Raw genomic sequence first — 24,499 nt, 5'->3', positions numbered from 1 at the left:
TAGCTCAAATTAGCTCAAATTGCTTCAACCACCTAATCCTCAGGAAAACCAGAGGCTCCATCACCACGTTTTCAGCCGACTAATCATTATTGAAGATGTCAAAGACATTGAAGATGCCAAAGATGTTCCCCAACGGTCTAAAGAAATTGTCGAGCGTATCGCCTGTCTGGGCTATCCCCGATCGCCCTACCACGATTGTGTCAAACTCTCGCAGTGAGGGATTTGTTTCTTCATTAATACCCGCAGTCAAATCAATCGGAATCGTTCGCCGAACTGCTGTGCCATCAGGGTTGAGACGAACCAGAATGACATCTTTCCTTCGAGCTCTGCTGCTCTCAAAGCCACCCGCTGTCAGCAAGGCTTGGTTTAAAGAAGTGTTAGGCGCAACTTCAACCGTACCTGGAGCTTTGACTTCTCCAACCACATTGACCAGAATAGTCGCAGGGGCGAAGCTAGAAGAACCATTAAGTAGGGCTTCTTCAGGGCTGAGGAAGGCAGATTGGGGCACCACCAAAGTGTCGCGATCGCGCAAGGCAACATCTTGCTGAATTTGTCCCGATCGCAGTAATTCCCAAAGGTTAACCTTAATTGTTTGCTGAGAACCATCGGGCTGAGGACGGTTGACCTGCACTTCGCGGAGATTAGCTAGTTGGGTAATGCCTCCTGCCTGCTGAAGTGCCTGGGTAACCGTCGGCCATTGGCTGGCAGCACCGCCCCCTGCCACTGACGTATTACTCACCAAAATTTGGTTTGTCTGCCCTTGAGGGCTAATGATGTAAGACCCTGGACGCTTCACTGCCCCAACTACGTTAACCCGGAGCGTCCGGGCGGTCAAAAGATTGACAGTAATTAAAGGATTACGAATGAAAGGTGCGTAGGCATTCTCCAATTGGTCGGAAGCCGCTGATAGTGTCAACCCTTGCAGCCTAATCTTACCCACCCACGGTAAGTTAACAGAGCCGTCGATCAGCACTACGTACTGACCCTGCGCACCACTTAGTTCTGGGACATCAAAGATGTCTAACCCGATTTGGTCACCCGGTCCCAGTCGATATTCTTCCTCTTGATAGCCTGTCGTAGGAACTTGGGTGCGCGGTACACTCAAACGGCTGGGAGTTAATGGCGTTACCGGACGAGGTGTTGCTGGAGTTGCTGATGGGGCTAAAGTAGGTGGGACAGTTGGAGACACTGAAGGCACAGGAGGAGGAGGAGGTGCAACAGGAGTTTGCGCTTGCCCAGGAGTTGCACTGAGGGTAGTTACCCATACAACAGCCGCTAACGCCAGGGGTCGAAGTGCCCACCGTAACCCCTTAAAATCAGAAGTCTCAAAGACCAAAACCGACCTTTGATACTCAAACGCCATAGAAGTTATAGAAATTTTGCAGGACTGAGCCTTTTGGATATTCTTCACCGTAGCCCTCATAACTTTTACTAAAATCCTAAGGAATCGGAATAAAGTTTCTGTAGAAAATCGACTTGCTTAGTTGCGTTTTAGATTGCTCTGTTATCTCGCCCTCAGCCAGTCTCGTGGATCTAGTGTGCGATCGACTCGATCTCTATATACGTAGAAGTTACTAAGCCATCGGGAGAATTATTCCTGAAATCTCCATCCAAACTATCACAAAGTTGTTGATGGTCAAGCCCAAAACTACGGGTCATAGCTAGACTTTCATAGTTTTTTCATCAAATCAATATGGCATCTTGATGAAATCCCCGTATAAATCAACACATTACTCATGGGTTTTTAATATCTTTCTCGGCAGATTTGACTAAGGTTGAGGAGAGGAGTCGCCAGTTCAGTCAATTAATTGAAGATAGGCAATCAATCTTTTCCGAAAAGTCTGAGGTATTACGTAGAATTGATTTATAAAATTGTCCGCTTGTCTAGACAAATCTTGGTTTCCTTAGCTGCTTCATTATCATGCCTGCTGTCTCCCTTGTTGACCTCGACTTAATCTTTTTGTTCTTTTTAGAGAATCCTCATGTCTGCTGTCACACCTACCTCGTCGTGCGCTCGTCTTAGGATCATTATTCTCAACTATCGAACCCCGGAATTAACGATCGCCTGCCTGCACTCTCTTGTTGATGAAGTGCAAGCTCTGCCAGGAACACAGGTAACAGTTGTAGATAATGATTCAGCAGATGGCTCAGTTGAACAAATCTCAGCCGCGATCGCCACTGAAAGCTGGAACTGGGTTACCTTTCTCCCCCAGGAGCGCAATGGCGGCTACGCCTTCGGAAACAATGCTGCCATTCGCCCAGCCTTAGCTGATGATGATCCTCCCGACTATTTTTTGCTGCTCAACCCCGACACTGTAGTACGACCCGGTGCCCTGCACGCCTTAGTAGACTTTATGGAGAAAACTCCAGAAGCTGGAATTGCAGGCAGCCGCCTGGAAGAACCAGATGGAACGCCCCAATGTTCAGCATTTCGGTTTCCCAATGTTTGGAGCGAGTTAGACAGCGGCTTGAGATTGGGCTTAGTCACTCAACTCCTAGCTCAGCGGATTGTGCCTATTCTGCCTGTGACTGAAGCGATTCAGCAAGTAGATTGGGTGGCTGGAGCCAGCATGATTGTGCGGCGACAGGTCTTTGAAACTGCAGGCTTGATGGATGAAAAGTACTTCTTGTATTTTGAAGAAGTTGACTTTTGTGTGGCAGCTAAGAAGGCGGGCTGGTCTTGTTGGTATGTTCCAGAAAGCCGAGTGGTGCACTATGTGGGGCAAAGCTCAGGAGTTACTGATACCAAGCGTAAGCCAAAGCGCCGCCCGACTTACTGGTTTGATTCGCGGCGACGGTTCTTTGTCAAAAACTATGGATGGAGCTACGCTGTTTTAACAGAGGTTGCTTGGGCTACAGGGTTCGTAGTGTGGCGGCTGCGGCAAATCATTCAGCGGAAACCTGATGATGACCCACCTAACATCTTGGGAGACTTTATCCTAAATAGTGTCTTGCTGAAGGGAGGGAGAGAGATTTGAGTGAAGTACAAGTTCCTGATAATCTAGTTATCCCGATGGTTGATCAGACGGTTGATCAGACGGTTGATCAGACGGTTGATCAGACAGTGGAGCCAGCAGCAAATGAGGGCTCAGAAGAATCGCTGACGCTGTGGCAACAAATTCAGGAAGACTGGAAAGCACACGGATGTGACTGGACTAAACCTGGGTTTCGGGCAGTAGCGATTCAACGGTTCGGGGTTTGGCGCATGTCGATTAAGCCCATTTTACTGCGTGCCCCCCTCAGCATTTTCTATCGATCGCTCTACCGCAAAGTCCGCAATACCTACGGAATTGATTTGCCCTACACGGTACAACTCGGTCGGCGAGTCGTGATTGAGCATCAAGGGGCAATTATAATTCATGGCGATTCTGTAATTGGCGATGACTGCATTATTCGGCAAGGGGTAACCTTGGGTAATCGCTACCTCGATCGCCCTTTAGAAGCGCCAATTCTGGGCGATCGCGTCAACGTGGGAGCAGGGGCAAAAATTCTGGGTCAGGTTCACTTGAGCGATGACGTTAACATTGGGGCAAATGCCGTAGTGCTGAGTGATGTGCCTGCTGGCGAAACCGCTGTTGGCATTCCGGCAAAAGTTCTCAAGTCAAAAGCCGAGTAAATGGTCGATTCTTTGGAATGGTGGGTGCCAAGTGTCGCTGAGATACCGGACTGGTTTTTGGCGATCGTTTGTCAGCAGAAGGCGGTGGGTCAGGGAACAGGGCGCTGGGGAGAGTATGCGGCTCAATTGCTCTGGCAGCGAGGTATCCGTGACCCAAGTCAGCTCGCAGGCTTTTTAAATCCGAAGGATTATCAGCCTAGTAGCTCATTTGCTTTGGGTGAAGAAATGCAGCGAACCGTCAATCGCTTAGCAATCGCTCGACAGCAGGGCGAACGGGTTGTAATTTGGGGCGATTGTGATGTAGATGGCATCACTGCAACCGCCGTTTTGTGGGAAGGGTTAGGACAATTTTTTCCAGCCGATTTTTTAACCTACTTTATTCCCAATCGGTTCACTGAGGATCAGGGGCTGTCGATCGCCGGGATTGACGCGTTGGTAGACTGCACGCTAATTGTGACGGGCGGTACGGGCAGTACCAACGCCCTAGAAATCGAGTATGCGCGCGGGCTAGGCATTGACATCATTGTGATTGACCCGCACACCGTCGATCGCCCTCCTGCGATCGCCCTCATTAATTCTCATGGGCTGCCGACTCACCATCCTTTCGCTCAGTTGTCGGGCGTTGCCTTGGCGTATAAGGTAGTGGAGGCAATGTACGAAACCCTACCAGAAACGCCTCAACGCCCTTTAGAAGATTTACTAGATTTGGTTGCGATCGGGCTGATTGCTGATTGGGTGGAGCTTAAGGGCGACTGTCGATATTTAGCACAAATCGGCATTGCCAAATTGCAGCAAACCCAGCGGCTAGGGCTGGTGAGGCTGCTGGAGTTATGTAAACGGAGTGGCGATCGCCCCACTGATATTTCATGGGGTTTGAGCGCTCGCATCAACGCCATTAGCCACATTCAGGGCGATGCCCGCTTTTGCGTGGAGCTATTAACTAGTCTTGATCCGTCCCGTTGTCAGCATTTGGCAGAAGAGACAGAATTGGCGAACATTCGCTGTAGGTCTTTGCAAAAGGACATGGCGCAGCAAGTTAAAGCTCGGATTGCCCAGCTAGATTTATCAACCACCCCAGCTATTGTCCTGAGTGATCCGCAATGGACGATTGAGGTACTGGGGTTAGTGGCGGCACAGATGGTGCAGGAGTATCAGCGTCCAGTAATTTTGCTAGGAATAGAACCTTTTGCAAATACTGCCAGCGAGGCGAAAGGAGCCGCGCGATCGCCTGAATCGATCAACTTGTACTCACTATTGAAAGAACAGGGGCATCTTCTCGGCAGCTTTGGCGGACATCCCCTAGCAATGGACATCCGGTTACCAACAGAAAATATTGATCTCCTTACCGCAGCCATCAATCGCCAGCTTCGGCAGCAGCAGCCCTTAACCATCCTGACCGAGCGACGAGCAGATTTAACGGTAACGGTGGCGGAGTTAGGACAAGGTTTATTTCGGGAGTTAAAGCTCTTGGAGCCGTATGGCATCGGAAATCCAGTCCCGCGATTGCTGATTCAGAACTGCTGGTTTGAGAAAGTTTGGCATCGCAATGTTGAAGATTGGCGGGGACGTAAGGTTCGCTACATTAAAACGGAGTTTGAACTCTGGGATGAGGGGACACAACTGGGGTTTCCAGGCGTTTGGTGGGAGCATTACCGGGATGAGATTCTACCAGGACGCTGTGACGCGATTGCCGAGCTAGACTTCAATACCGCCAAAAAACGCTATGAACTCCGCCTGATTACCCTGCGCCCGACTCGTACCCTTGCCCCCAGCATTCAGCTTGATTGGCTGTTAGATTATCGCGGGTTGCCTCAACCGCCCACTACCGGAGTTCTGCAGTTAGATCAATGCCCTAGCCATTGGGATGAGTTGCAAACCCTGTTCCGGGAGGCAGTGCAAACCCAGCAGAAATTGGCGATCGCCTATCCTCCTCCTCCTCTAAACTTACCTAGCCAAACCTGGCAAACACTGGTCGGCATTGCCAAATATCTGAGCCGCACAGGCAAGGCTGCCACCTATCAGCAGTTTATCCAAAAGTTAGAACTGAGCGATCGGGCTTTGCGGCTTGGCTTTCAAACGCTAGAGATATTAGGGTTTGCAGTTAATCTTCAGGGTGATCAACTCCAGGTGACGTATCAGGCGGTGGAACGCGTGGAGAGGCAAGCAGAGATCGATCAGGCGATTGCCAATTTTTTAGAAATCCTCCAAGAAGAGCGATTCCATCAGCATTACTTTTACAAAGTGCCGATGACGACAATTCAAGCGATCGCCTATCAGACAGTGCGGGGATTGATAGAGTAAAGGGAATAGATCCAGTGAAAGAGGAATTCAGGATGACATTGACTTCGCCAATTGAACATCGTGAAGAAATCCGCGATCGTGTTCAAACCTTGCTTTCTCAGCAACGCGCCTTTTTCAACACTCGGCAAACCCAAAGCATTGACTTTCGCTTAACCCAACTCAAAGCCCTTAAACAAGCCATTCTCAGCCGTCAAGCTGATATTGTCGCCGCCATCCACGCCGATTTGGGTAAACCTGAATTTGAGGCGTATTTAACCGAAGTGGGGGTGACTCAAGAAATTGACTACGCCATCAAACACCTTCGTGCCTGGGCTAAGCCTCAAAAAGTATCAACCTCACTGGTAACCTTTCCATCCAGCGCCGAGATCCGACCAGAGCCATTAGGCGTTGTCCTCATTATTGGCCCCTGGAACTATCCTTTTCAGTTAATGATTGCGCCCTTGGTCGGAGCGATCGCGGCGGGTAACTGCGCTTTTATCAAGCCCTCGGAACTTGCTGTTCACACTTCGCAAATCATTACTCAAATCATTCAAGCCACCTTTGCTCCTCACTATATTGCTGTTGTAGAAGGAGGCATAGAAGCGAGTCAGGCGCTCCTGGCAGAACGGTTTGACCACATCTTTTTTACAGGCGGGACGGCGATCGGGAAAGTTATTATGGCAGCCGCAGCCCAGCATCTTACCCCTGTCACGCTAGAGCTAGGCGGCAAAAGTCCGTGTATTGTCGATCGCGACGTACATCTTGAGCACACAGCCCGCCGCATCGTCTGGGGCAAGTTTCTCAATGCCGGACAAACCTGTGTTGCCCCCGACTATCTGCTGGTCGATCGCCAAATTAAACCTGCTCTAATTGCCGCCCTGCAAAAAACTATCTGCGAGTTTTATGGCAATGATCCATCCCAAAGCTCCGATTACGGTCGGATCATTAGCCCTCGGCATTTTTTGCGGTTAGCCAATTTATTGCAAGGAAAAATTTTAGTAGGCGGCGAGACAGAGGCTGAAGAGCGCTACATTGCACCGACTTTGATTGATCAAGTAAGTTGGACAGATGCAGTCATGCAGGATGAAATTTTTGGTCCCATTTTACCGATTTTGGAATACGAGGATTTAGGAGAGGCGATCGCCCAAATCAACGCCCAACCCAAGCCCCTCGCCCTTTACGTCTTTTCTAAAAACAAACAAGTTCAAAATCGCGTCTTGCAAGAAACTTCTTCGGGTGGCGTTGCCATCAACGAAACCATTATGCAAATTGCCCCTCATGCGCTTCCTTTCGGCGGAGTGGGTAACAGCGGTATGGGCAGCTATCACGGCAAGTTTAGCTTCGACACTTTTTCCCATCGCAAAAGCATTTTTTACAAGCCCTTTTGGCTCGACATCAAACTACGGTATGCGCCCTACGCCGGAAAACTAGCAGGGGTTAAACGTATGATGGGCAAATAATCCACTGGCAGCGCTCACTGGCACAAACCACTGGCACAAATCACCGGCACAAATCACCGGCACAAACCACTGACACCGATATAAAAAATGGAGCAGCAATCGCTCCATTTTTATTCCATTTTTATGAGGTGTCAGGAACAGTTCAGAGCAGGGAATGTTCAAGAGGGGCGGGTCATCAACACTTCAAAACTGTGACGCACATGACAGGATTTAGAACTGTCCACCCATAAAACGGCGCTAGCCCATAAGCCGCTATGTTGTTTGTAGGTGTTAAGGAGTCTTCGATCGCAACTTGAACCACAGTTTTTTAATTCATGACGGCAATGCTCACTTCTTCCCCTATGTCGATGGAAACTACATCTTCTACTCAACCCATTACTGCTATTAACTCTCGCTTTTCGCCTTGGTTAATTCCTTTGTCATATTTTCTTTGTCGGCTCATTCTGCCCTTATTTTTCAAACGTATTGAAATTGTTGGGCAGGAAAACTTACCCCTCGCAGGTTCAGTCGTGTTAGCCCCGACCCACCGATCGCGCTGGGATGGTATTTTAATTGCCTTTGCCGCTGGACGCTTAGTAACCGGGAGAGATATGCACTTTATGGTGACGCAAGACGAGGCAGAAGGTTTGCAGGGATGGATACTTAAAAGGCTAGGTGGGTTTCCTATTAATCCTAAGAATCCTTCGGTAGCAAGCTTGCGTTACGGCATTAAGGTTTTGCAAGATCATCAAATGATGGTGGTTTTTCCAGAGGGAAATATTTTTCGGAATCATGAGATTAATCCGCTGAAACCAGGGTTAATCCGACTGGCGCTGCAAGCTGAGTCCAACCAGCCTGGTTTGGGCATAAAGGTTGTGCCAATTACCCTCAGATACAGCCATGCCATTCCGCGTTGGGGTTGCGAGGTGATGATTCGGATTGGTAAACCGATCGAGGTTGCTCAATACAATCAGGCAAGCGCTAAACAAAATGCCAAGCAGTTGTCTGGAGACTTAACAACGGCATTGGAAGGGCTAAGTGCGATCGAGGCAGAGGAAGCTAGGGTTCTGTCGTTTGTTAGCCAAGGCTGAAGGGGTTAGGAAGAGCGGCAGTAGTAGGGAGAGGACTGTGCCGCAGATTTGTGCAAAAAATATTAATACGAGATGGCGATCGGGAGTGAACAGGTTGGTGAACGCGAATGACAGCGGTCGGTGAACGTTAAAACGCTGCTAATGCGATTCTGAGGACAATAAAGATTAACATGGTTAGTCTTAGGGGGTTTTGGAAATGCACAAAATGATGACCTTAAAACATGGATGAGGCAACGCAGAGGAATGTAAGAGCGATCGGGGTGAAACAAGAAGATTTTCCGCCATTTTGGCAAAAGGAGAGATCATTTATTGCGGCGCTGGGAAAGTTCTATCAGCGGGTGAAGACAAAGAATAAAGAGGCGCTCTAATCCTCTTCTGCCTTCTCCTGAAATGCCCGCACAATCCGAGATAACTCATTCTTCTCATCTCCGGCAATCCGGCTAGGCGAACCGCTAATGATGCCTTCAAAGTTGCGGAAGGACTCTTTAATTTCGGGCCCCTGATCACTAATGGTATATTCCCGAATGCCTTTATCATGCCAGGAACCGCGCATCTTAAACACGTTAATGGCACGCGCCATTTCACCCCGAATTTCTACATATTGCAGCATCAAAATTGTATCGGTGATGGTAGAAATATGGGAATTGGTGATGGAGTTAGATCCCATAAACTGGTCGGTCGTGTTGGTAAAGAAGCCCGTGATTTCTTCTTGCTTGGCAAAGCCAGTCACCCCAATTACGAACTGCCGAAAAGCGTTGTTGCTGACTCCTCGCGCCAAGGCAGAAAGAGAGTCGATCGCAATCCTGGCAGGTTTAAACTCAGCAATTTCAGATTTGATAGTCTGTAAATGATCTTCCAAGCCTGATGATTCAGGATAAGTGCAAAGAATTTTCAGCAACCCCTTCTGCTCTAATTCTTCAAAGTCTGTGCCCCACGAGTAAGCGTTGCGTGATAGCTGCGCCCGCGATTCTTCGTAAGCAAACAGAATTGCCCGTTCGCCCTTCAGGCAGGCATCTTGGATAAACTTGCTCACCAGCAGGGTTTTGCCTGTACCCGTCGCGCCCGTTGCCAAAATGATAGAGTCTTTGAAAAAACCGCCGCCGCACATAGTGTCGAGAACTTTAACGCCCGATGAAACGCGAGTATTAGACGATCGCTGCGTCAGACGCATAGCGCCCAGCGGAAAGATATTAATCCCATCCTTAGTAATCGTGAAGGGATATTCGCCTTTCATGTGGGTAGTGCCGCGTAGCTTAAGAATTTCAATGGTGCGGCGGCGGCGTTCGCCCTCCAGCACATTGCGGACAATCACCACATTATCAGACACAAATTCTTCAACGCCAAAGCGAGCAACGGGGCCGTATTCTTCAACACGCTCAGTCGTCATGATCGTCGTCGCACCGACTTGCTTGAGACGAGCCACCAGCCGGAAGATTTCGCGGCGAACAACGGAGGCAGCATCGTACTGTTGGAACACGGCGGTAACCGAATCAATAGAGACGCGGCGGGCTTTGTATTTACGGATGGCGTATTGAATCCGTTCGATCAGTGCAGAGAGGTCGAAGTTGCCAATCACGTCTTGCCCATCTGGGTCAGGGGAAGCATCAAGAATGAAGAGTTTGCCTTCATCAACAAATTTTTGTAAGTCCCAGCCAAAACTACAGGCGTTTTTAATCACGTCGGCAGGAGACTCTTCAAAGGTGACAAAGATACCCGGTTCATCAAACTGAGTAATGCCGTAGTAAAGAAACTGCACGGCAAACATCGTTTTTCCGGTACCTGATGTGCCGCTGACAAGGGTAGTGCGACCAATTGGCAAACCGCCGTGGCTAATGTCGTCGAAGCCTTCGATCAGGGTGCTAATTTTTTGGACACCTGCTATGAGGGTAGAATTTTCGGAAGAAGACGGATTAGATAGAGTCATGATTTGTCGTAACAGGATTAAAAATAAGAAATTAAAAACAATATTGCTAGAGCGATATTTTAGAGACTAATCAACTTCTGAAGCATCCTCTTCTTCCTGAAGTTCTTCGTAGAGTAAATCCAAACCAATTAAAACGCGCTCTCGATCAGAAAGGTCACCAATGATTTTGCGAACTGGAAGAGGAAGAATTTTAGTGAGAGTTGGTGTAGCAAGAATTTTATCTTCTTCAGCAAGCTGAGGATTTTTGAGAACGTCAATCACTTTAAGGGCATAAACTCCTTGAAATTCTTTCTCTAAAATATTGTTGAGAGTTTGCAATGCGCGTATGGAATTAGGAGTATTCCCAGCAACGTAGAGCTTTAAGATGTATGTTTTCTTGAGGGGACTCATGGCTGGGGGTGGGGGATACCTTTGACGACTGAACTATGATCAATGGTACTGAAATAAGCCTAGAATCCTGCCCGCCCTTCAAAATTGGGATTTTTAAAGAGCGGCTGAGGATATTACTGGGGTGCTATTCTGGTGAAAACTGTTCTGCCGTGATCAAAGTCTGGAGCCTGACAGATAGCAGAAAGGAGCCTTTTAGACGGATCAACTTCTAGCTGACATGATCCATTTCCATTTGTCCCAACTCGCTCATTAGTTAGCAAAGACTTAAACCCATTGACTTTCAGGCTTATTTTATTATTGGCGTTGCTAGTGATTACGCCATAGTAGGTGACCGAAAAGGGTTGTATATTTTCGCCTAGAGCATCAATTTTTACAATTGCGCTATCTGCAATGACCCTGACTTCTGCCTTACCTGTTCCCTTATGCCTGGCGTTTTCAATTCTCCCATTGGCTTCGTAGCTTGGCTCTAGGGAGGGGTCTGAGGTGCTAGAATCTGCAACGACTCTAACATAGGGGGCAAAAACCCAGCCTTCAACGCGCCCTGTAACAATGTATGCCCAGTTGCCTTCTTGCTTAATGCGGTTGGCGCGAACGCCTCTATCAAACTGGGTCAAAACTGAGTAATTTGTGCCAGGTCCTGTTCTCACATTGAGAATATCTACGTTAACTTCCACGGTTTCCGCTAGTGCTGAGGAAACAGATATGACGATCGCCGCCATTGCCGAAAAGCTGGCGATCGCCCATTCTTTGAGTTTCATGGTTACTTCCCCATCAGGGTTAAATTGTCGTTTCATCATAGAACTTTACAGGCTTTTGTATGGGGTGTTAAACGGGTTATTTAGACAGGAGACTAAGACTCGCGGGGAATAGAGCGGCGATACATTTCGCAGAGGTGGGCGATCGCCTCAATTAAAGTCAACCGATAGTCTTGCAAAATATCGTCGTTTCTTCCTTCTAGCTTAAGTTGCTTAGAAAATTCATCCATTAAGTTCATATGCACTTCAACGACTTGAGCCACAGAAACATCGGCGAAGAAAGCGACATTCACAAAATTGTCGAGCCGAGCATTGAGCGCTGACGGATCTGAAAAGTAAGTCAAAACAATTTCGCAATACTCTGCTTTTAGGTGCCGCAGTAGCTCTTCGCGATCGGGCTGACTCATGTGGCGCAGAAAGTTTTGTGGATCGCGTTTGTAATAAACCCCTAAATACCCCAATCGCTCTTTCAGCTTTTCAGATAAACGAAGCTGCTGAGATCTGAGGGGTGTTGCTGGAATGCGAGTGGTAACGACAGGCTGACGAACCGGGGAAAGCTGAATGAACTGGGCGATCGCTTGATCAATAACAAAGCCAATCTGGTTCAATTGATTGGGCAATAAACAAATAGTTGCAGCATGATAAGACCAGTCCTCATGATTGTGGGCAACTACTGCTGGGATACTTGCACCCTTTAAAAACACAGTTGGGAAAAAGATAGATTGCTGACTCAGTTGATCCAAAACGCTTTGTAACTTAGGTCGCTCTTCTAAAATGAGACAATCGATAGAACAATTTTTTTGTTGAACAAACTGTAAAAAACTCTCTTCAGAAGTAAATCCGTTGAGTCTATAGGTGACGGCTACAGCTTCAGGTAGAGCGACTTCTCCCAAAATTTGAGAGATAGTCTGGATCAGCGTATCAGACGAATAAAGTCCACAAACAGAGAGAGAGGAAGACAAGGTACTCAGGAGTAAAAGTTGTTGGTTCTCTATTAGGCTAGTCTTCACGACTATTTGCCACAGGCATCAAACTTGCTATAGCTGTCAAGCCACAATAATTAATAATATACAAAAGTCAACAATCATCAAAATAATTAACATTAATCATACTTGAAAACTTGTCGCTTGCTTTGAGATACCGCGATAATCAATGGAGTTGCTGTATCCAATCACAGGTCGGAAATTTGGGAATGGAAACTGTGTCTCTCAAGGAATTTATCCTGTCTGTGCCCACCTGCATTGAAACGGATGATTTAGCAAGCGTTTGGCAACGGCTAGGGCAAATGGGATGCGATCAGGCGATCGTGTTAAATGAACAGCAAGCGCCCTTGGGAATATTACGGTTAAGCCGATTAATTCCTTACTTATCTTTAACAAAAAGCTGGGTCGATGACGCTCTAGCCGCTCAGACGATTCAGCAGATTTGTAGATCCTTGGGACAAGATCGGCAGCCCTTGCTCGAAGATTTAACCCCTCTATCGCTGCAATGGAGCCTAGAAGATTTTCGACCTCATTTTTCCGAAATTGAGCGGCGACAGTGGGCTTTAGTTGACGGGTTGGGGCGATATGTAGGCATTCTCGATCGCCTTCAGCTTTTACAGTTTATGACCTGTGTCGCCGAGAATTCGCACGCTCCCTTAAACCAAAGGCGAGTCGCCCCGCTGCCCATCGCTCTATCCATCAACCCAATGGTGGAATTGCTGGAACGATTGCCGATTCCCCTCATGCTACAAACGGCAAGTGGACGGATGGTGGCTCAAAATTTGGCCTGGCGGCAGCAGATTGGTCAATTGCGCGATCCTGAGCAGATTAGTCAGCAGGCAGGGCAGATTTTAGAAGAGGCAACGGTAAATAACACTTCAACAAGTAACACCTCAACCGGAAACACTGCCGAGCCTGCCGATAATACTTATCCCAGCATTTGGGAAAATTTGGAGCCATTAAGTGGAACAGCGTTGAATGGAATCACTTTAGATGAGAGAGAATTAGATAGGACAGGGCGATCGGTCGGCTCTTGTCTTGGAACAGAACCCGACACTTGCGTCTGTATCTGCCCCATGAAAGATGGACAAGATCGGGTTTGGCAATTTGTCAAAATCCCCATGGGTTCAGCTTCCGAATTTAAGCTAGCAACCTTAGACTTTTCTGCCGATGCCAATGGGCGCTTTGCCGCAGGTCAGGTCGCCCTCAGCCAAGCCGATAGCCTTTGGTTAGTTCTGGCTCAAGATACCACCGATCAGCAGCAAATTGTCAAAGAACTGGCGGCAAAAAATGCAGATTTGGTGCAGCTTAATCGGTTAAAAGATGAGTTTTTATCCTGTATCAGCCATGAACTAAAAACGCCCTTAACAGCAGTATTAGGCTTGTCGAGCCTATTAAAAGATCAGGCACTGGGCAAGCTGAATGAGCGGCAATCGCGGTATGCCCTGCTTATTCACCGCAGTGGGCGGCATTTAATTTCAATCGTAAATAATATTCTAGATTTAACTCGGATTGAGACAGGGCAGATGGAACTGATGCCAGAGCCTTTAAACCTTAAGACAGTTTGTCAGCAAGCTTTTCAATTAGTGCAGCAGTTGCAGGCAGCGGAAGAAGAGGTAGAAGCTGAAGTTTTAGTGGGAGCATCTGAGGGGAAAACTCAGTTCAATCTAGAAATTCAACCGGGGCTAGAGTCACTGGTGGCAGATGATTTGCGGTTGCGGCAAATGCTGGCAAATCTCCTGTCGAACGCATTAAAATTTACAGCAGCAGATGGCAAAATGGGGCTTAAGGTAGAAGCTTGGGAAGGTTGGCTAGCTTTCACGGTTTGGGATCAGGGAATTGGCATTCCAGCAGACAAGCAGCATCTAATTTTTCAAAAGTTTCAACAGTTAGAAAATCCGCTCATTCGGCAATTTAAAGGAACGGGATTAGGACTCGTATTAACCCAAAAGCTGGCGCGTTTACATGGGGGCGATGTTACCTTTACGTCAGTTGAGGGAAGGGGCAGCGAGTTTACGTTGCTGTTGCCACCGAGTCCGCCTGCGCCGCAGCAAATTGGAGCAGAGATAGGAACAGGAACAAGGCAACCGTCGCCCATAGATTTGGGGATGAATTCGGGAACGGTTTCGACGACGGCGCACAATCGGCTAGTGATGATTGTCGAGGCAACGCCTCATTTATTAGATGAATTGACTCATCAGGTCGTTGGGTTGGGCTACCGGGTGGCGATCGCCCGTTCTGGGACTGAGGCGTTAGAGAAGATTCGCCGCCTTCAGCCCTGTGTAGTTTTTCTAAACCCTGTGCTGCCTATGCTTTCAGGATGGGATGTGTTAACGCTGCTGAAAGCAGACGAAGAAACCCGTCAGATTCCTGTGGTGGCGACGGCAATGCGAATTGATCAGAAGCAGTCTTACCAAAATGGAGCAGATTCATTTCTATCTCTACCCGTTCAGGCAGATTCCCTCCAGCGTTGCCTGGAACAGGTCGTTAAACCTTTGCTTTCAGAGCCACTGCCGATTCAACTGAGCTTAACCATATTACATTTATATGAAAGTCAGACAACCCCTGGACTGATTTCTGCGGATTTGACCCGTTTGCTGCACCCCCATCAATGCCGAATTCTAGAGGTGGATGATCTCGAGCAGGCAGATTTGTTGGCGCGGGTGTGGAAGCCAGATATTGTGTTGCTGGATGGAGCTTGTAGCGATCCACAGTCCTATTTAGAGCGGTTCAGCCGATCGCCCTTTTTGTCGGCGTTACCAGTGGTCACGTTGACAGCACAGATGACCGAAGCAGCCAATCAAATTCTAGGGTTAGCGGTGTTTCCCTGTTTGGCTTCAACCCCCAATCAGCCCATTGAGGTGGGTAGCCCGGAGGTGTCTGCATTGCTGCAAGTGATGCAGATGGCGGTTGGAATCGCTTGGACACCTCAAATTTTAATTTTTGACTTACCCACTCCTGGATTAGAGCATTCGCCTGCGCCTCAGAGTGTACGAGCATTAATGCAATATTTACAAATTGCTGGGTTTCAGAGTGCGATCGCGGCTTCTTGGCAGGATGTCATCCAAAGTTTACAGAATCAGAGTATAGATTTGCTGTTGCTGTGCGGTGATCCGGCGGTAGCCCAGGGGCAGTTAGTGGAGATGGAGCGATCGCTGACTCCTTTAGAAGCAAAGCCGCCAATCTTGTTTTGGAACTATCAGACGCACCGAGCAGAGCTTGATCCGTTTGCGCAGAGTACGGTTGAGCAAGTTTGGGGAAATCGGACTGAAGTTATTCCTGGGTCTTTACCTATGCCGGAGTTATTAGCACGAGTCAATCAAGTCTTAAAGCGATAATCTGGGGCGATCGCAATTAAATTAGCCCCATAAAAAGCCCATGATCTAATTCAGATCATGGGCTTTCCCTTTCAAAGTTCCTCTCCTATGGAAGAGGGATTTAGGAAGTCACCTAGCGAAAGCGTTGGTAAGGAACAACATCTTCGCCAAAATAGCGGGTGTATTCAGCGCTATCGACAATGAGTGCGATCGCAGCGTTCAAGCCTTGATTGCTAACAATCTCACTGTACTGAGTGGCTTCTGCCTGAGTTGCAGGCACCCGTCCTAACAAATGACGGAAGAGGAATTCAACCACCTTTGCCTGCGGATAAGGAGTGCAGAACCGTTGAACATATTGCCCTGAACCGGCTAAAGCTTTGACAAACGTTCTGACCGAAATTTCACCATTTCGGATCTGGGTTTCCAACTCAACGAGGCGGAATTCAGCAGGCACCTCAGCCTCAAACAAATCCATCACTTGAATGTAGATTGCCGCGATCGCCACTTCGGTTTCAGAAGCAGCCATGCCCGAATGCACCCGATAAACGCGAGCAGGCTTGCGGCTCGTCTCAGTTGAGTGAGTCGTTTGGCGACCGAGTTGTTGACTGACGTTTGCCGATTGGCTTAAGTCAGACATTGCCTGCCGCATCAAAGGCATTTTAGTAATGTCGATGCGAGATGTAACTGGGTCGAAGCTAGGAACAACAACCTCGTTGTTCTGCTTAGTGAGTTGGTTATACAACCGCTCCGTATTGGGGAACGTTGCCGCAGGCAATGTCGGGAAACGACGATAGGGCACGGTATCTTCACCAAAATACTGAGCGTACTCTGGCGTATTAACCATGGCTCGAATGAATCCACCCAAACCCTCAGAAGCCAAAATCACGTTGTACTTGCGAATTTCAGCTTGATCAGAAGGGGCACGACCTAAGAAGTGCTTAGTACCCAACTCAATCACCTTGGTGTTGGGGAAGGGGGTGTAGAACTCCTTAATGTAAAGCCCTGAGGTACCGAGTCCTTCAATAAACTCTTTCAGGTTGATTTCACCGTTAGCTAGCTTGCTTTCCAACGCCGAGAACTCATTACGGGTGACATAAGGCTCAACGTCTCGCTCAAAGATCTGGCGATATGCTGCCCGTGTTAGAGTCTTAACGGCTACCGGATCAAGAGTTGTGAGCTTAAAGACCTTGGTTTGTTCACGCTGCTTGCTGACTCCTTGCCCCGTGCGGAACTGAATATCGGGAAGCGATCGCGTTTCGTTAATCGAACCTAACTCCACAAAGCGCGGTGTCACCGTTTTATCAAGCTTGGCACCCTTATCGGCAATGCTCCCTACTCGGCTCGTGCGAAGCGCTTGACCTGCCGGAGTAACATAGCGCTCGTAAGGAACGGTATCTTCCCCAAAGGCTTCGCTGTATTCTACGGTGTCTAAAATGGCATCTACAACTGCATAGAAGCCTTTCTTAGAAGCCAGGTCAAAGTAAGCGTTCATCTCTTGGCGACCATAAGTTGGGCGACCGAGAAGGCGGCGATGGATATACTCGATCGCCTTAACCACATACAAAGGTGTCCAGTACATTCCCCGGAACACATCCGACTTTGCCAACATGCGGACAAATTCCCGCACTGTAATATCCCCATTCTCCAGCTTAATTTCTGCCACCTTCTGACGCTGACCTTCGTAAAGATCGCGCCCAAAGACTTGCAGATATACCGCCCGGATTACCTTTTGGGTAGAGCTCTCAGAGAACTTAATACTAATTCCCTTGGTATTAGTTCCTTTGGTAAAGGTTTTAGTGTTGGTAGGAAGTTGATCGAGCTTAAAGACCTTGGGCCCCAAAGAACCTGGGGCTGCGCCTCTGGCACCCGGATTGCTGAGTTGGTTATTAATTCCGGCTCCTCGGTTAATCAAAATCCGCCGTGTATCCTTTCCAAACGGTGCCGGGCTGCTGCTAGGATTGCGAGTTTCTTTGGAGAAAATTGCCCCAAACTGAATTTCTAACGGATCATTACCCGAACCGTAAACGTGCTGATCGGGCAGAGGGCGATTGTACCGGGCAAAAGTAGTTAGGAACTGAGGAACTTTGCGGAAGGGAGCGCTGTATCTAAACAGGTCTTGCTGGGGCCCCCAGTTGCGGCATTCTTGTGCCTCTTGACCCAAGCCCCGGATATAGGGCACTGTTTCTTCACCAAAGTAATCTGAGTATTCCTTAGAATCGACTAGAGCATCGATCAACGCCGCTAAACCGCCTTTAGAGACGATCGAGAAGTAGTTTTGCACCTCTTCACGAGAGCTAGGGCCCCGCCCTAAGAAGTGCCGGAACGCCAATTCCAATGCCCGACTATTAATGAAAGGCTCGAAAAAGTTCTTGCGATATAAAGGTGACTTACCCAGCCGACGAACGAATTCCTTCATAGAAATATCGCCGTTCTTGACCTTCGACTCTAAATCAGAAATGCCAAGGGAGTATGCCCGGGTAATGTCCCGCTCAAAGACTTGACGATATGCCGCTTTAATCGCATCGTTCTTTTCGATCGCTGACAAACCCGGCTTCATAGCGTACTTAGAACGACGCTCAGAAGCAAGTGCATAGATTTGAGGCAGTTCCAAGCCCTGCTGATCAGGCGTTGAACGCTGACGAACGGTGTTGGAAGGCGTTGCTGCTCTAAACTCGGTCAACAGCACATCAAAATATTGAGCAACGATCGCCCCTGCATCCTGGTCATTGCTGAAATAGCCCAGAGCCGCTTGTCTCATGCCTTGAATAGCAACAATCGTGGCAGCCCCAGAACAAGCATTCTCAATAATGTCTCGTAGACCGCGAACGTTAACCGCAATGATGTTTGGATCACCCGCCACGATCGCATAGGTGACATAGCGCAAAAACCAACTTAAGTCCCGCAGAGATTTCTGCATATTGCGGGGACCGTAGCGCGCCACGTTAATCGGACGGAAGCCTACTGGAGTCCCACCCCCAGGAGCCGTGCTAAAAAGCGAACGGAAGCCGTCGAACAGCCCGTTCCCGCCACCGCCGCTAGAAACATAGGTGGTTGTTCCTAGCTTCATATTTTCTTTGGCATCCAGCGCTATTCCGCCCATACCCACCATGACAGGGGCATCATCAGCAGGCTTTTCTAAGAAAGCCATGGGAGAGCCACCCACAAAAATTCGATTGGCAGCCCGGGAAACAATGAGTTCCGAATTTTGACCGAGGATAGCGGCAATTTCAATCCGCTTCAAACCTGAATCGAAATAGCCCGAGAGTTCGCTCAGCTCACCACGTCCCAAGAAGCGATCTTGCTGCTCGGCTTGAGAAATGGTTGCAACAGGTACAGTTTGATAGAGTTGCGGACGCGCAACAGAGCTTCCACCACTTGCCTTTACACTCATTGGATTCCAAAAGCTCCCTTGAATAAAAATTGCATTTATTTTGGATGTGCCCACAGCTACTGCCGGAAAACTGCCTCTAATTGAGCCGCAGCGTCCGAACCAACTCTAGGCGATCGACTTGACTTCTAACTTAAAACGTTTTGGGTTCCAACATTGGAATTATTAAAAAGTATGTATTTTCCCAACGCTCTGGATTCCCATGTCTTTCTCAATATCACAGATCTTATGGGATTAGGGGGACGAGCCTGAGAGGAACTTTAAGTTTCGTTACCTTGTCAGGATGTGCTGACATAGGTTTTCTGGATCTATTTGCTAGCTTGACTTTCTAATAAGCTACGATACATTAGTACTTAGTTCATGTGTACTATTTAGAGTGAACCCCATGACCCAGCAAACTTTGTCTCAACCCTATTACTGTAGCGATCGCCTTCATGGCCACAGCGAACTGCTTAAAGAAACCAAAATTCTTTTCAACCATCAAGGCTCAGACGCAGAATTAGTGCAACAAATTGCGATCGCCGTTCAAGCTATCAATACTCTCAACCCTAAACCCTAGGCTCTTCTGTCCCCATACTTCCCGAATCCTCATCTCTAAAGGTTACGTACTGGCAACTCGCTTTTCGGTAAACTCATTCTTACTGGTTTCGTGTGAGTTTACAAAATATGTCCGACCCCCAAGCGATTAGCGCAGCAGTTGCCAAACTCTACGACACTTACCCCTTTCCTCCCGAACCCCTTCTCGACGAACCGCCCCCTGGCTATAACTGGCGTTGGAATTGGAATACTGCCTACAGTTTTTGCACCGGACAAAAGCCCGATCGCCAAGACATTCGCATTCTTGATGCTGGATGCGGCTCGGGCGTTGGGACAGAATATCTAGTTCACCTTAATCCGCAGGCGCAAGTGGTTGGCATTGACCTCAGCGCTGGCACTTTGGCAGTTGCGCAAGAACGCTGTCAGCGATCGGGTGCTGATCGCGTTGAGTTCTATCAAATGAGCTTGTTCGATGTCGAGCAACTGCCCGGTGAATTTGATCTGATTAATTGTGTCGGCGTGCTGCATCACACTCCCGATCCGATTCGGGGTATCCAAGCATTAGCCCAAAAGTTAGCTCCCGGCGGATTGCTCCACATCTTTATCTATGGAGAGTTAGGACGCTGGGAAATTAAATTGATGCAACAAGCGATCGCCCTCCTTCAAGGCAGTCAAAAAGGTAACTATGCAGATGGCGTACAAGTTGGGCGAAAAATTTTTGCGACTTTGCCTGAAAATAATCGCCTTGTCAAACGAGAGCGCGATCGCTGGTCGATGGAAAACCACAAGGATGAATGCTTTGCGGATATGTATGTCCATCCTCAAGAAATTGACTACAACATTGAGACAGTCTTTGAGTTAATTGACGCTTCGGGACTAGAATTCATGGGCTTTTCTAACCCCAAGGTGTGGCAACTCGATCGCCTCTTGAGCCAAGCGCCAGAGCTAATGGAACGAGCGCATGGGTTAAGCGATCGCCAGATCTATCGCCTCATTGAACTCCTCGATCCTGAAACGATCGCTCACTACGAATTCTTTTTAGGTCGTGCCCCCCTCCCCAAAAATGACTGGCTCAATGACTCAGCACTCCTAGAAGCAATTCCTGAACGCAGTCCTTGTATGGATAACTGGGAGAGCGGCTGCTTGTTTAACTACGATTATCAGGTCGTGAAGTTAAACGATGCAGAAGTAAAATTTTTGAGAGCCTGTAATCCCAACGGAACCCAAACTGTTAGGAAAGCGATGGAGGAAGCTGGATTGGATTTAGAGGGAGTGCGATCGCTGGTTGCCCAACACCTCATCTTGCTCGCTCCAACCCAGACATCTTGAGCTTCTAGATCGTATTAAGTATTATTGCCGAGCGATGATATGATTTTTGAGGGTCAGAAATGACTTTTGCCAACCCTGGTGCTCTCTTTATATATATTGTGAACCCGCCAGAATCCTCTCTCGAAACCACTGCCCAAGCCCCGCTCGGCGAACTCCCCCTTGAGCCAAATTCCTCCATGGAGGAGTACTACAGTCTTCAGCAGTACCTGTTGGTGGTGACGTTAATTCTGACCGCAATCATTTTTATTGCCGTCTGGATTTTCTACTCCCTCAACATTGCCCTGAATTACCTGATTGGAGCGTGCACAGGTATGGTTTACTTGAGAATGTTGGCTAAAAACGTTGAACAGCTCGGTCGAGGGAAAGGACAAATAGGAAAGAATCAACTGGCGGTACTGATTGGTGTGATTGTAATTGCATCTCAATGGAACCAGTTGCAAGTCCTCCCTATTTTCTTAGGTTTCCTCACCTTTAAAGGAGCGATTCTCGTTTACACGTTGAAGATTTTATCGGCTCCCCAAACCTGAAGGGTTCCTAAACCTGAAAGACTGAAGGCTAGTCGATCAAGCTGAAACGTTGTTGTGTCCACCTCATTTGGACAATCCTTTGGAATGCAAATGCTAAGTTTTCTGGATACCCTTACAACGTTTCCTTTAGCTGAGTTAGAAGTAGGCAATCATTTCTACTGGCAACTCGGTGGACTCAGGCTCCACGGACAAGTTTTCATCACAAGCTGGGTTGTGATTGGGCTGCTACTGACGGCATCGGTGCTGGGCACTCGCAACATTCAGAGAGTGCCTCAAGGGATGCAAAATTTCATGGAGTACGCCCTAGAGTTTGTGCGAGACATTGCCAGAAATCAACTGGGTGAAAAGGAATACCGCCCTTGGCTGCCGTTCATTGGTACCTTATTCCTGTTCATTTTTGTCTCAAATTGGTCAGGAGCATTGCTTCCTTGGCGGTTAATCAAACTGCCAGTAGGCGAGCTTGCAGCTCCTACCAGCGACATCAACACGACTGTGGCGTTGGCACTCTTGACCTCTCTGGCATACTTCTATGCTGGGTTCCGCAAAAGAGGACTTGGATACTTTGCCAAGTACGTTGAGCCGACTCCCATTCTGTTGCCGATCGCCATCCTAGAAGATTTCACGAAACCCCTCTCCCTCAGTTTCCGACTTTTTGGAAACATTCTGGCAGATGAGTTAGTCGTGGCTGTGCTGGTTCTGTTGGTGCCTTTGGTCGTACCCATTCCAGTCATGCTGCTAGGTCTATTTACTAGTGCCATTCAGGCATTAGTATTTGCCACCTTAGCAGGTGCATACATCCACGAAGCTCTCGAAGGGCATGGTGATGAAGCCCATGAGGAACACTAGTTCCTTAAACAAGACTCGGATTTGGTTCGCAATTCCCGTCGGAATGGTGACCATCCGGTAGAGCGTAGCTCCTGCGCAAACAATTAATTGATTACTGAATCAATTCTCTCTGTAATTTTGTACAACCCGAAAGGAAAAAATCATGGATCCATTAGTTGCTTCTTCTTCCGTTATTGCTGCCGCCTTGGCAATTGGTCTGGCTTCGATCGGTCCTGGTATTGGTCAAGGTAATGCATCAAGCAGCGCGGTTGAAGGCATTGCTCGTCAGCCTGAAGCTGAAGGCAAGATTCGCGGTACGCTCTTGTTGACTCTGGCGTTCATGGAATCTTTGACTATCTACGGTTTGGTTATTGCATTGGTGCTTCTGTTTGCCAACCCTTTCGCATAGGATAAATTTGCACTGGGGGCGCATTTCGTCCCCAGTGCAGAACGTAGGAAGATATGACACAAGACAGAGTCACTGTAGAAAGCGCAATCGCCCAGGAGGCAAAAAATGTTTGATTTTGATGCCACTCTTCCCTTGATGGCGGTACAGTTTTTGTTGCTGATGGTTGCGCTAAACGCAGTTTTTTACAAGCCCTTGATGAAGTCATTGGACGATCGCGATGGTTACATCCGTTCTACCCAGACAGGCGCTCAAGAGCGGTTGGCAAACGCCGAGAACTTGGCAAAGCAGTATGAGAAAGAGCTAGCGGATACCCGTCGGCAGTCTCAGTTAGTGATTACCAATGCCGAGGCAGAAGCTCAGAAAATTGCGGCAGCCCAAATTGCTGAAGCCCAAAAAGAAGCTCAGGCACAGCGCGAACAAGTGCAGCAAGAGCTAGACCAGCAAAAAGCGGCGGCGATGCAGTCGCTGGAACAGCAGGTTGATGGTCTGAGCCGTCAGATCTTGGAGAAGCTGTTAGGGTCACAGGTCTTTAATTAATTTGAATGTAATTGTTCGGATACAGCACAGTAACTCGTTAGATGGAAACCATGGGGACGCTCATATTACTAACTGCTGCCACAGCCGAAGAAGCAGGCTTTGGGCTTAATCTCAATATTTTAGATACGAACCTGATCAACCTGGCGATCGTGCTAGGAGTGGTCGTCTACCTGGCTCGTAACTTTTTGGGCAAAACATTGGCTGAGCGGCGATCGCAAATCGAGCTCGCTATCAAAGATGCCGAAAAACGCAAGCAGGAAGCCTCTGCTGCCCTTGCTAGCCAACAGCAAAAGCTAGCACAAGCCAAAACTGAAGCTACACGCATTAAAACGGATGCCGAAGCCAGCGCCCAGGTGGCCAGAGCAGAAATCATGGCTCAATCTGCTCAAGACATTGAGCGTTTGAAAGCCTCTGCGGCTCAGGACCTCAACTCTCAACAGGAAAGGGTCATGACCGAATTGCGCCAGCGCGTCGCTGCCCTAGCCCTGGAAAAAGTAGAAGCTCAACTTAACTCTGGACTGAGTGCCGATACCCAAAAGCAACTCGTCGATCGCAGTATTGCCATGATGGGAGGTGCTTCATGAAGTCTGGTTTAATGGCGGCTGAAATTTCCGAGCCTTATGCTCAGGCAATTATGTCTCTTGCCCAGTCCAACAATCTGGTGGATCAAATTGGTGAGGACATGGCTGGTATTTTAGGGTTGCTCAAAGATTCTCCTGAGTTCCTTGCCTGTGTAGAAAGTCCCCTTGTGGGGGTCGAAGCCAAAAAAGCCGTTCTCAGCCAGGCGCTTGGCTCTCAGATTCACCCCTTCACGTTAAAATTTCTTTTGGTATTGGTCGATCGCGGCAGGATTACTTTCTTAGAAAATATTTGTCAACAGTTCCGCGTCCTGTTGCGCCAACTTCAGAAAACCGTTTTGGCAGAAGTTACCTCAGCCGTCGAAATTTCTGATGAACAGCGCGAATCCATTCGCCATCAAGTTTTGGCAATGACCCAGGCTTCTCAAGTTGAGTTTGAAACCCGAATCGATCCTGACCTAATTGGGGGTGTCATCATCAAAGTTGGCTCTCAAGTCATTGATGCCAGCCTTCGCTCCCAGCTTCGCCGGATCACAATGCGCCTCGGTGCAGGCTAACCCAGTCTTCTCTGTCC

At 48.3% G+C, this 24,499-nt stretch carries 21 protein-coding genes; 15 read left to right on the top strand and 6 right to left on the bottom strand.

Translation table 11 applies throughout. The features are described 5' to 3' along the window. Window positions 1-79: 79 nt before the first annotated feature. Window positions 80-1,363 carry a polysaccharide export protein gene (locus tag KME11_07300; GenBank protein MBW4515014.1) on the bottom strand — a complete coding sequence of 428 codons (1,284 nt, stop codon included), beginning with the start codon at window positions 1,361-1,363 and terminating at the stop codon, window positions 80-82. Window positions 1,364-1,982: 619 nt separating this feature from the next. Here KME11_07300 and KME11_07295 point away from each other — a divergent pair. From KME11_07295 to KME11_07270, 6 genes are all read left to right on the top strand, one after another. Then, window positions 1,983-2,978, top strand: a complete 996-nt coding sequence (locus KME11_07295; GenBank protein ID MBW4515013.1) for a glycosyltransferase family 2 protein — start codon at window positions 1,983-1,985, stop codon at window positions 2,976-2,978. A 35-nt stretch (window positions 2,979-3,013) separates the two neighbouring features. After that, entirely contained in the window at window positions 3,014-3,616 is a 603-nt protein-coding gene (locus KME11_07290; GenBank protein ID MBW4515012.1) for a serine acetyltransferase, read from the top strand. After that, window positions 3,617-5,917 (top strand): DHH family phosphoesterase, encoded by a 2,301-nt coding sequence (locus tag KME11_07285; protein ID MBW4515011.1) that lies wholly within the window; start codon window positions 3,617-3,619, stop codon window positions 5,915-5,917. It begins immediately after the preceding gene. A gap of 32 nt (window positions 5,918-5,949) precedes the next feature. Beyond that, window positions 5,950-7,356 (top strand): aldehyde dehydrogenase, encoded by a 1,407-nt coding sequence (locus tag KME11_07280; GenBank protein MBW4515010.1) that lies wholly within the window; start codon window positions 5,950-5,952, stop codon window positions 7,354-7,356. Window positions 7,357-7,679: 323 nt separating this feature from the next. Further along, on the top strand, window positions 7,680-8,426 hold the full coding sequence (locus tag KME11_07275) for a 1-acyl-sn-glycerol-3-phosphate acyltransferase (GenBank protein ID MBW4515009.1): 747 nt from the start codon (window positions 7,680-7,682) through the stop codon (window positions 8,424-8,426). Between the two features lie 221 nt (window positions 8,427-8,647). Continuing rightward, complete coding sequence (locus tag KME11_07270; GenBank protein MBW4515008.1) at window positions 8,648-8,794, top strand: hypothetical protein; 147 nt, start codon at window positions 8,648-8,650, stop codon at window positions 8,792-8,794. On the opposite strand, the gene kaiC is transcribed toward KME11_07270, so the two are convergent. From kaiC to KME11_07250, 4 genes are all read right to left on the bottom strand, one after another. Further along, window positions 8,791-10,350 carry a circadian clock protein KaiC gene (gene kaiC / locus KME11_07265; protein ID MBW4515007.1) on the bottom strand — a complete coding sequence of 520 codons (1,560 nt, stop codon included), beginning with the start codon at window positions 10,348-10,350 and terminating at the stop codon, window positions 8,791-8,793. The genes KME11_07270 and kaiC overlap by 4 nt on opposite strands. A 66-nt stretch (window positions 10,351-10,416) precedes the next feature. Further along, window positions 10,417-10,740, bottom strand: a complete 324-nt coding sequence (kaiB, locus tag KME11_07260; GenBank protein MBW4515006.1) for a circadian clock protein KaiB — start codon at window positions 10,738-10,740, stop codon at window positions 10,417-10,419. A 113-nt stretch (window positions 10,741-10,853) separates the two neighbouring features. Then, a complete protein-coding gene (locus tag KME11_07255; protein ID MBW4515005.1) occupies window positions 10,854-11,537 on the bottom strand; it encodes an SH3 domain-containing protein in 684 nt (227 codons plus the stop codon). A 53-nt stretch (window positions 11,538-11,590) separates the two neighbouring features. Further along, window positions 11,591-12,457, bottom strand: a complete 867-nt coding sequence (locus tag KME11_07250; protein ID MBW4515004.1) for a circadian clock protein KaiA — start codon at window positions 12,455-12,457, stop codon at window positions 11,591-11,593. A 230-nt stretch (window positions 12,458-12,687) separates the two neighbouring features. On the opposite strand from KME11_07250, the gene KME11_07245 reads away from it, so the two are divergent. After that, a complete protein-coding gene (locus KME11_07245) occupies window positions 12,688-15,816 on the top strand; it encodes a hybrid sensor histidine kinase/response regulator (GenBank protein ID MBW4515003.1) in 3,129 nt (1,042 codons plus the stop codon). Between the two features lie 112 nt (window positions 15,817-15,928). Here KME11_07245 and KME11_07240 read toward each other — a convergent pair whose 3' ends face one another. Next, window positions 15,929-19,186, bottom strand: coding sequence for a phycobilisome rod-core linker polypeptide (locus KME11_07240; GenBank protein MBW4515002.1), 3,258 nt, complete (start codon window positions 19,184-19,186; stop codon window positions 15,929-15,931). A gap of 382 nt (window positions 19,187-19,568) precedes the next feature. Here KME11_07240 and KME11_07235 point away from each other — a divergent pair, with 382 nt between their 5' ends. The 8 genes from KME11_07235 (at window position 19,569) to KME11_07200 (ending at window position 24,482) form a co-directional block, all read left to right on the top strand. Next, window positions 19,569-19,742 carry a hypothetical protein gene (locus KME11_07235; protein ID MBW4515001.1) on the top strand — a complete coding sequence of 58 codons (174 nt, stop codon included), beginning with the start codon at window positions 19,569-19,571 and terminating at the stop codon, window positions 19,740-19,742. A gap of 107 nt (window positions 19,743-19,849) precedes the next feature. Continuing rightward, window positions 19,850-21,049 (top strand): class I SAM-dependent methyltransferase, encoded by a 1,200-nt coding sequence (locus KME11_07230; protein ID MBW4515000.1) that lies wholly within the window; start codon window positions 19,850-19,852, stop codon window positions 21,047-21,049. Window positions 21,050-21,225: 176 nt separating this feature from the next. Beyond that, window positions 21,226-21,576, top strand: a complete 351-nt coding sequence (locus tag KME11_07225; GenBank protein MBW4514999.1) for an ATP synthase subunit I — start codon at window positions 21,226-21,228, stop codon at window positions 21,574-21,576. A gap of 84 nt (window positions 21,577-21,660) precedes the next feature. Further along, window positions 21,661-22,422 carry a F0F1 ATP synthase subunit A gene (locus KME11_07220; GenBank protein ID MBW4514998.1) on the top strand — a complete coding sequence of 254 codons (762 nt, stop codon included), beginning with the start codon at window positions 21,661-21,663 and terminating at the stop codon, window positions 22,420-22,422. A 142-nt stretch (window positions 22,423-22,564) separates the two neighbouring features. Further along, entirely contained in the window at window positions 22,565-22,810 is a 246-nt protein-coding gene (gene atpE / locus KME11_07215) for an ATP synthase F0 subunit C (GenBank protein MBW4514997.1), read from the top strand. A 105-nt stretch (window positions 22,811-22,915) separates the two neighbouring features. Continuing rightward, complete coding sequence (locus KME11_07210; GenBank protein MBW4514996.1) at window positions 22,916-23,347, top strand: F0F1 ATP synthase subunit B'; 432 nt, start codon at window positions 22,916-22,918, stop codon at window positions 23,345-23,347. Window positions 23,348-23,388: 41 nt separating this feature from the next. Next, window positions 23,389-23,931 (top strand): F0F1 ATP synthase subunit B, encoded by a 543-nt coding sequence (locus KME11_07205; protein ID MBW4514995.1) that lies wholly within the window; start codon window positions 23,389-23,391, stop codon window positions 23,929-23,931. Continuing rightward, window positions 23,928-24,482 carry a F0F1 ATP synthase subunit delta gene (locus KME11_07200; GenBank protein MBW4514994.1) on the top strand — a complete coding sequence of 185 codons (555 nt, stop codon included), beginning with the start codon at window positions 23,928-23,930 and terminating at the stop codon, window positions 24,480-24,482. Before KME11_07205 ends, KME11_07200 begins: the two co-directional genes overlap by 4 nt. Window positions 24,483-24,499: the final 17 nt, after the last annotated feature.

It is taken from the genome of Timaviella obliquedivisa GSE-PSE-MK23-08B (assembly GCA_019358855.1).
GTDB lineage: Bacteria > Cyanobacteriota > Cyanobacteriia > Elainellales > Elainellaceae > Timaviella > Timaviella obliquedivisa.
Note: the sequence above shows the minus strand (reverse complement) of the source record. Positions and strands in the feature narration are given on the sequence as shown.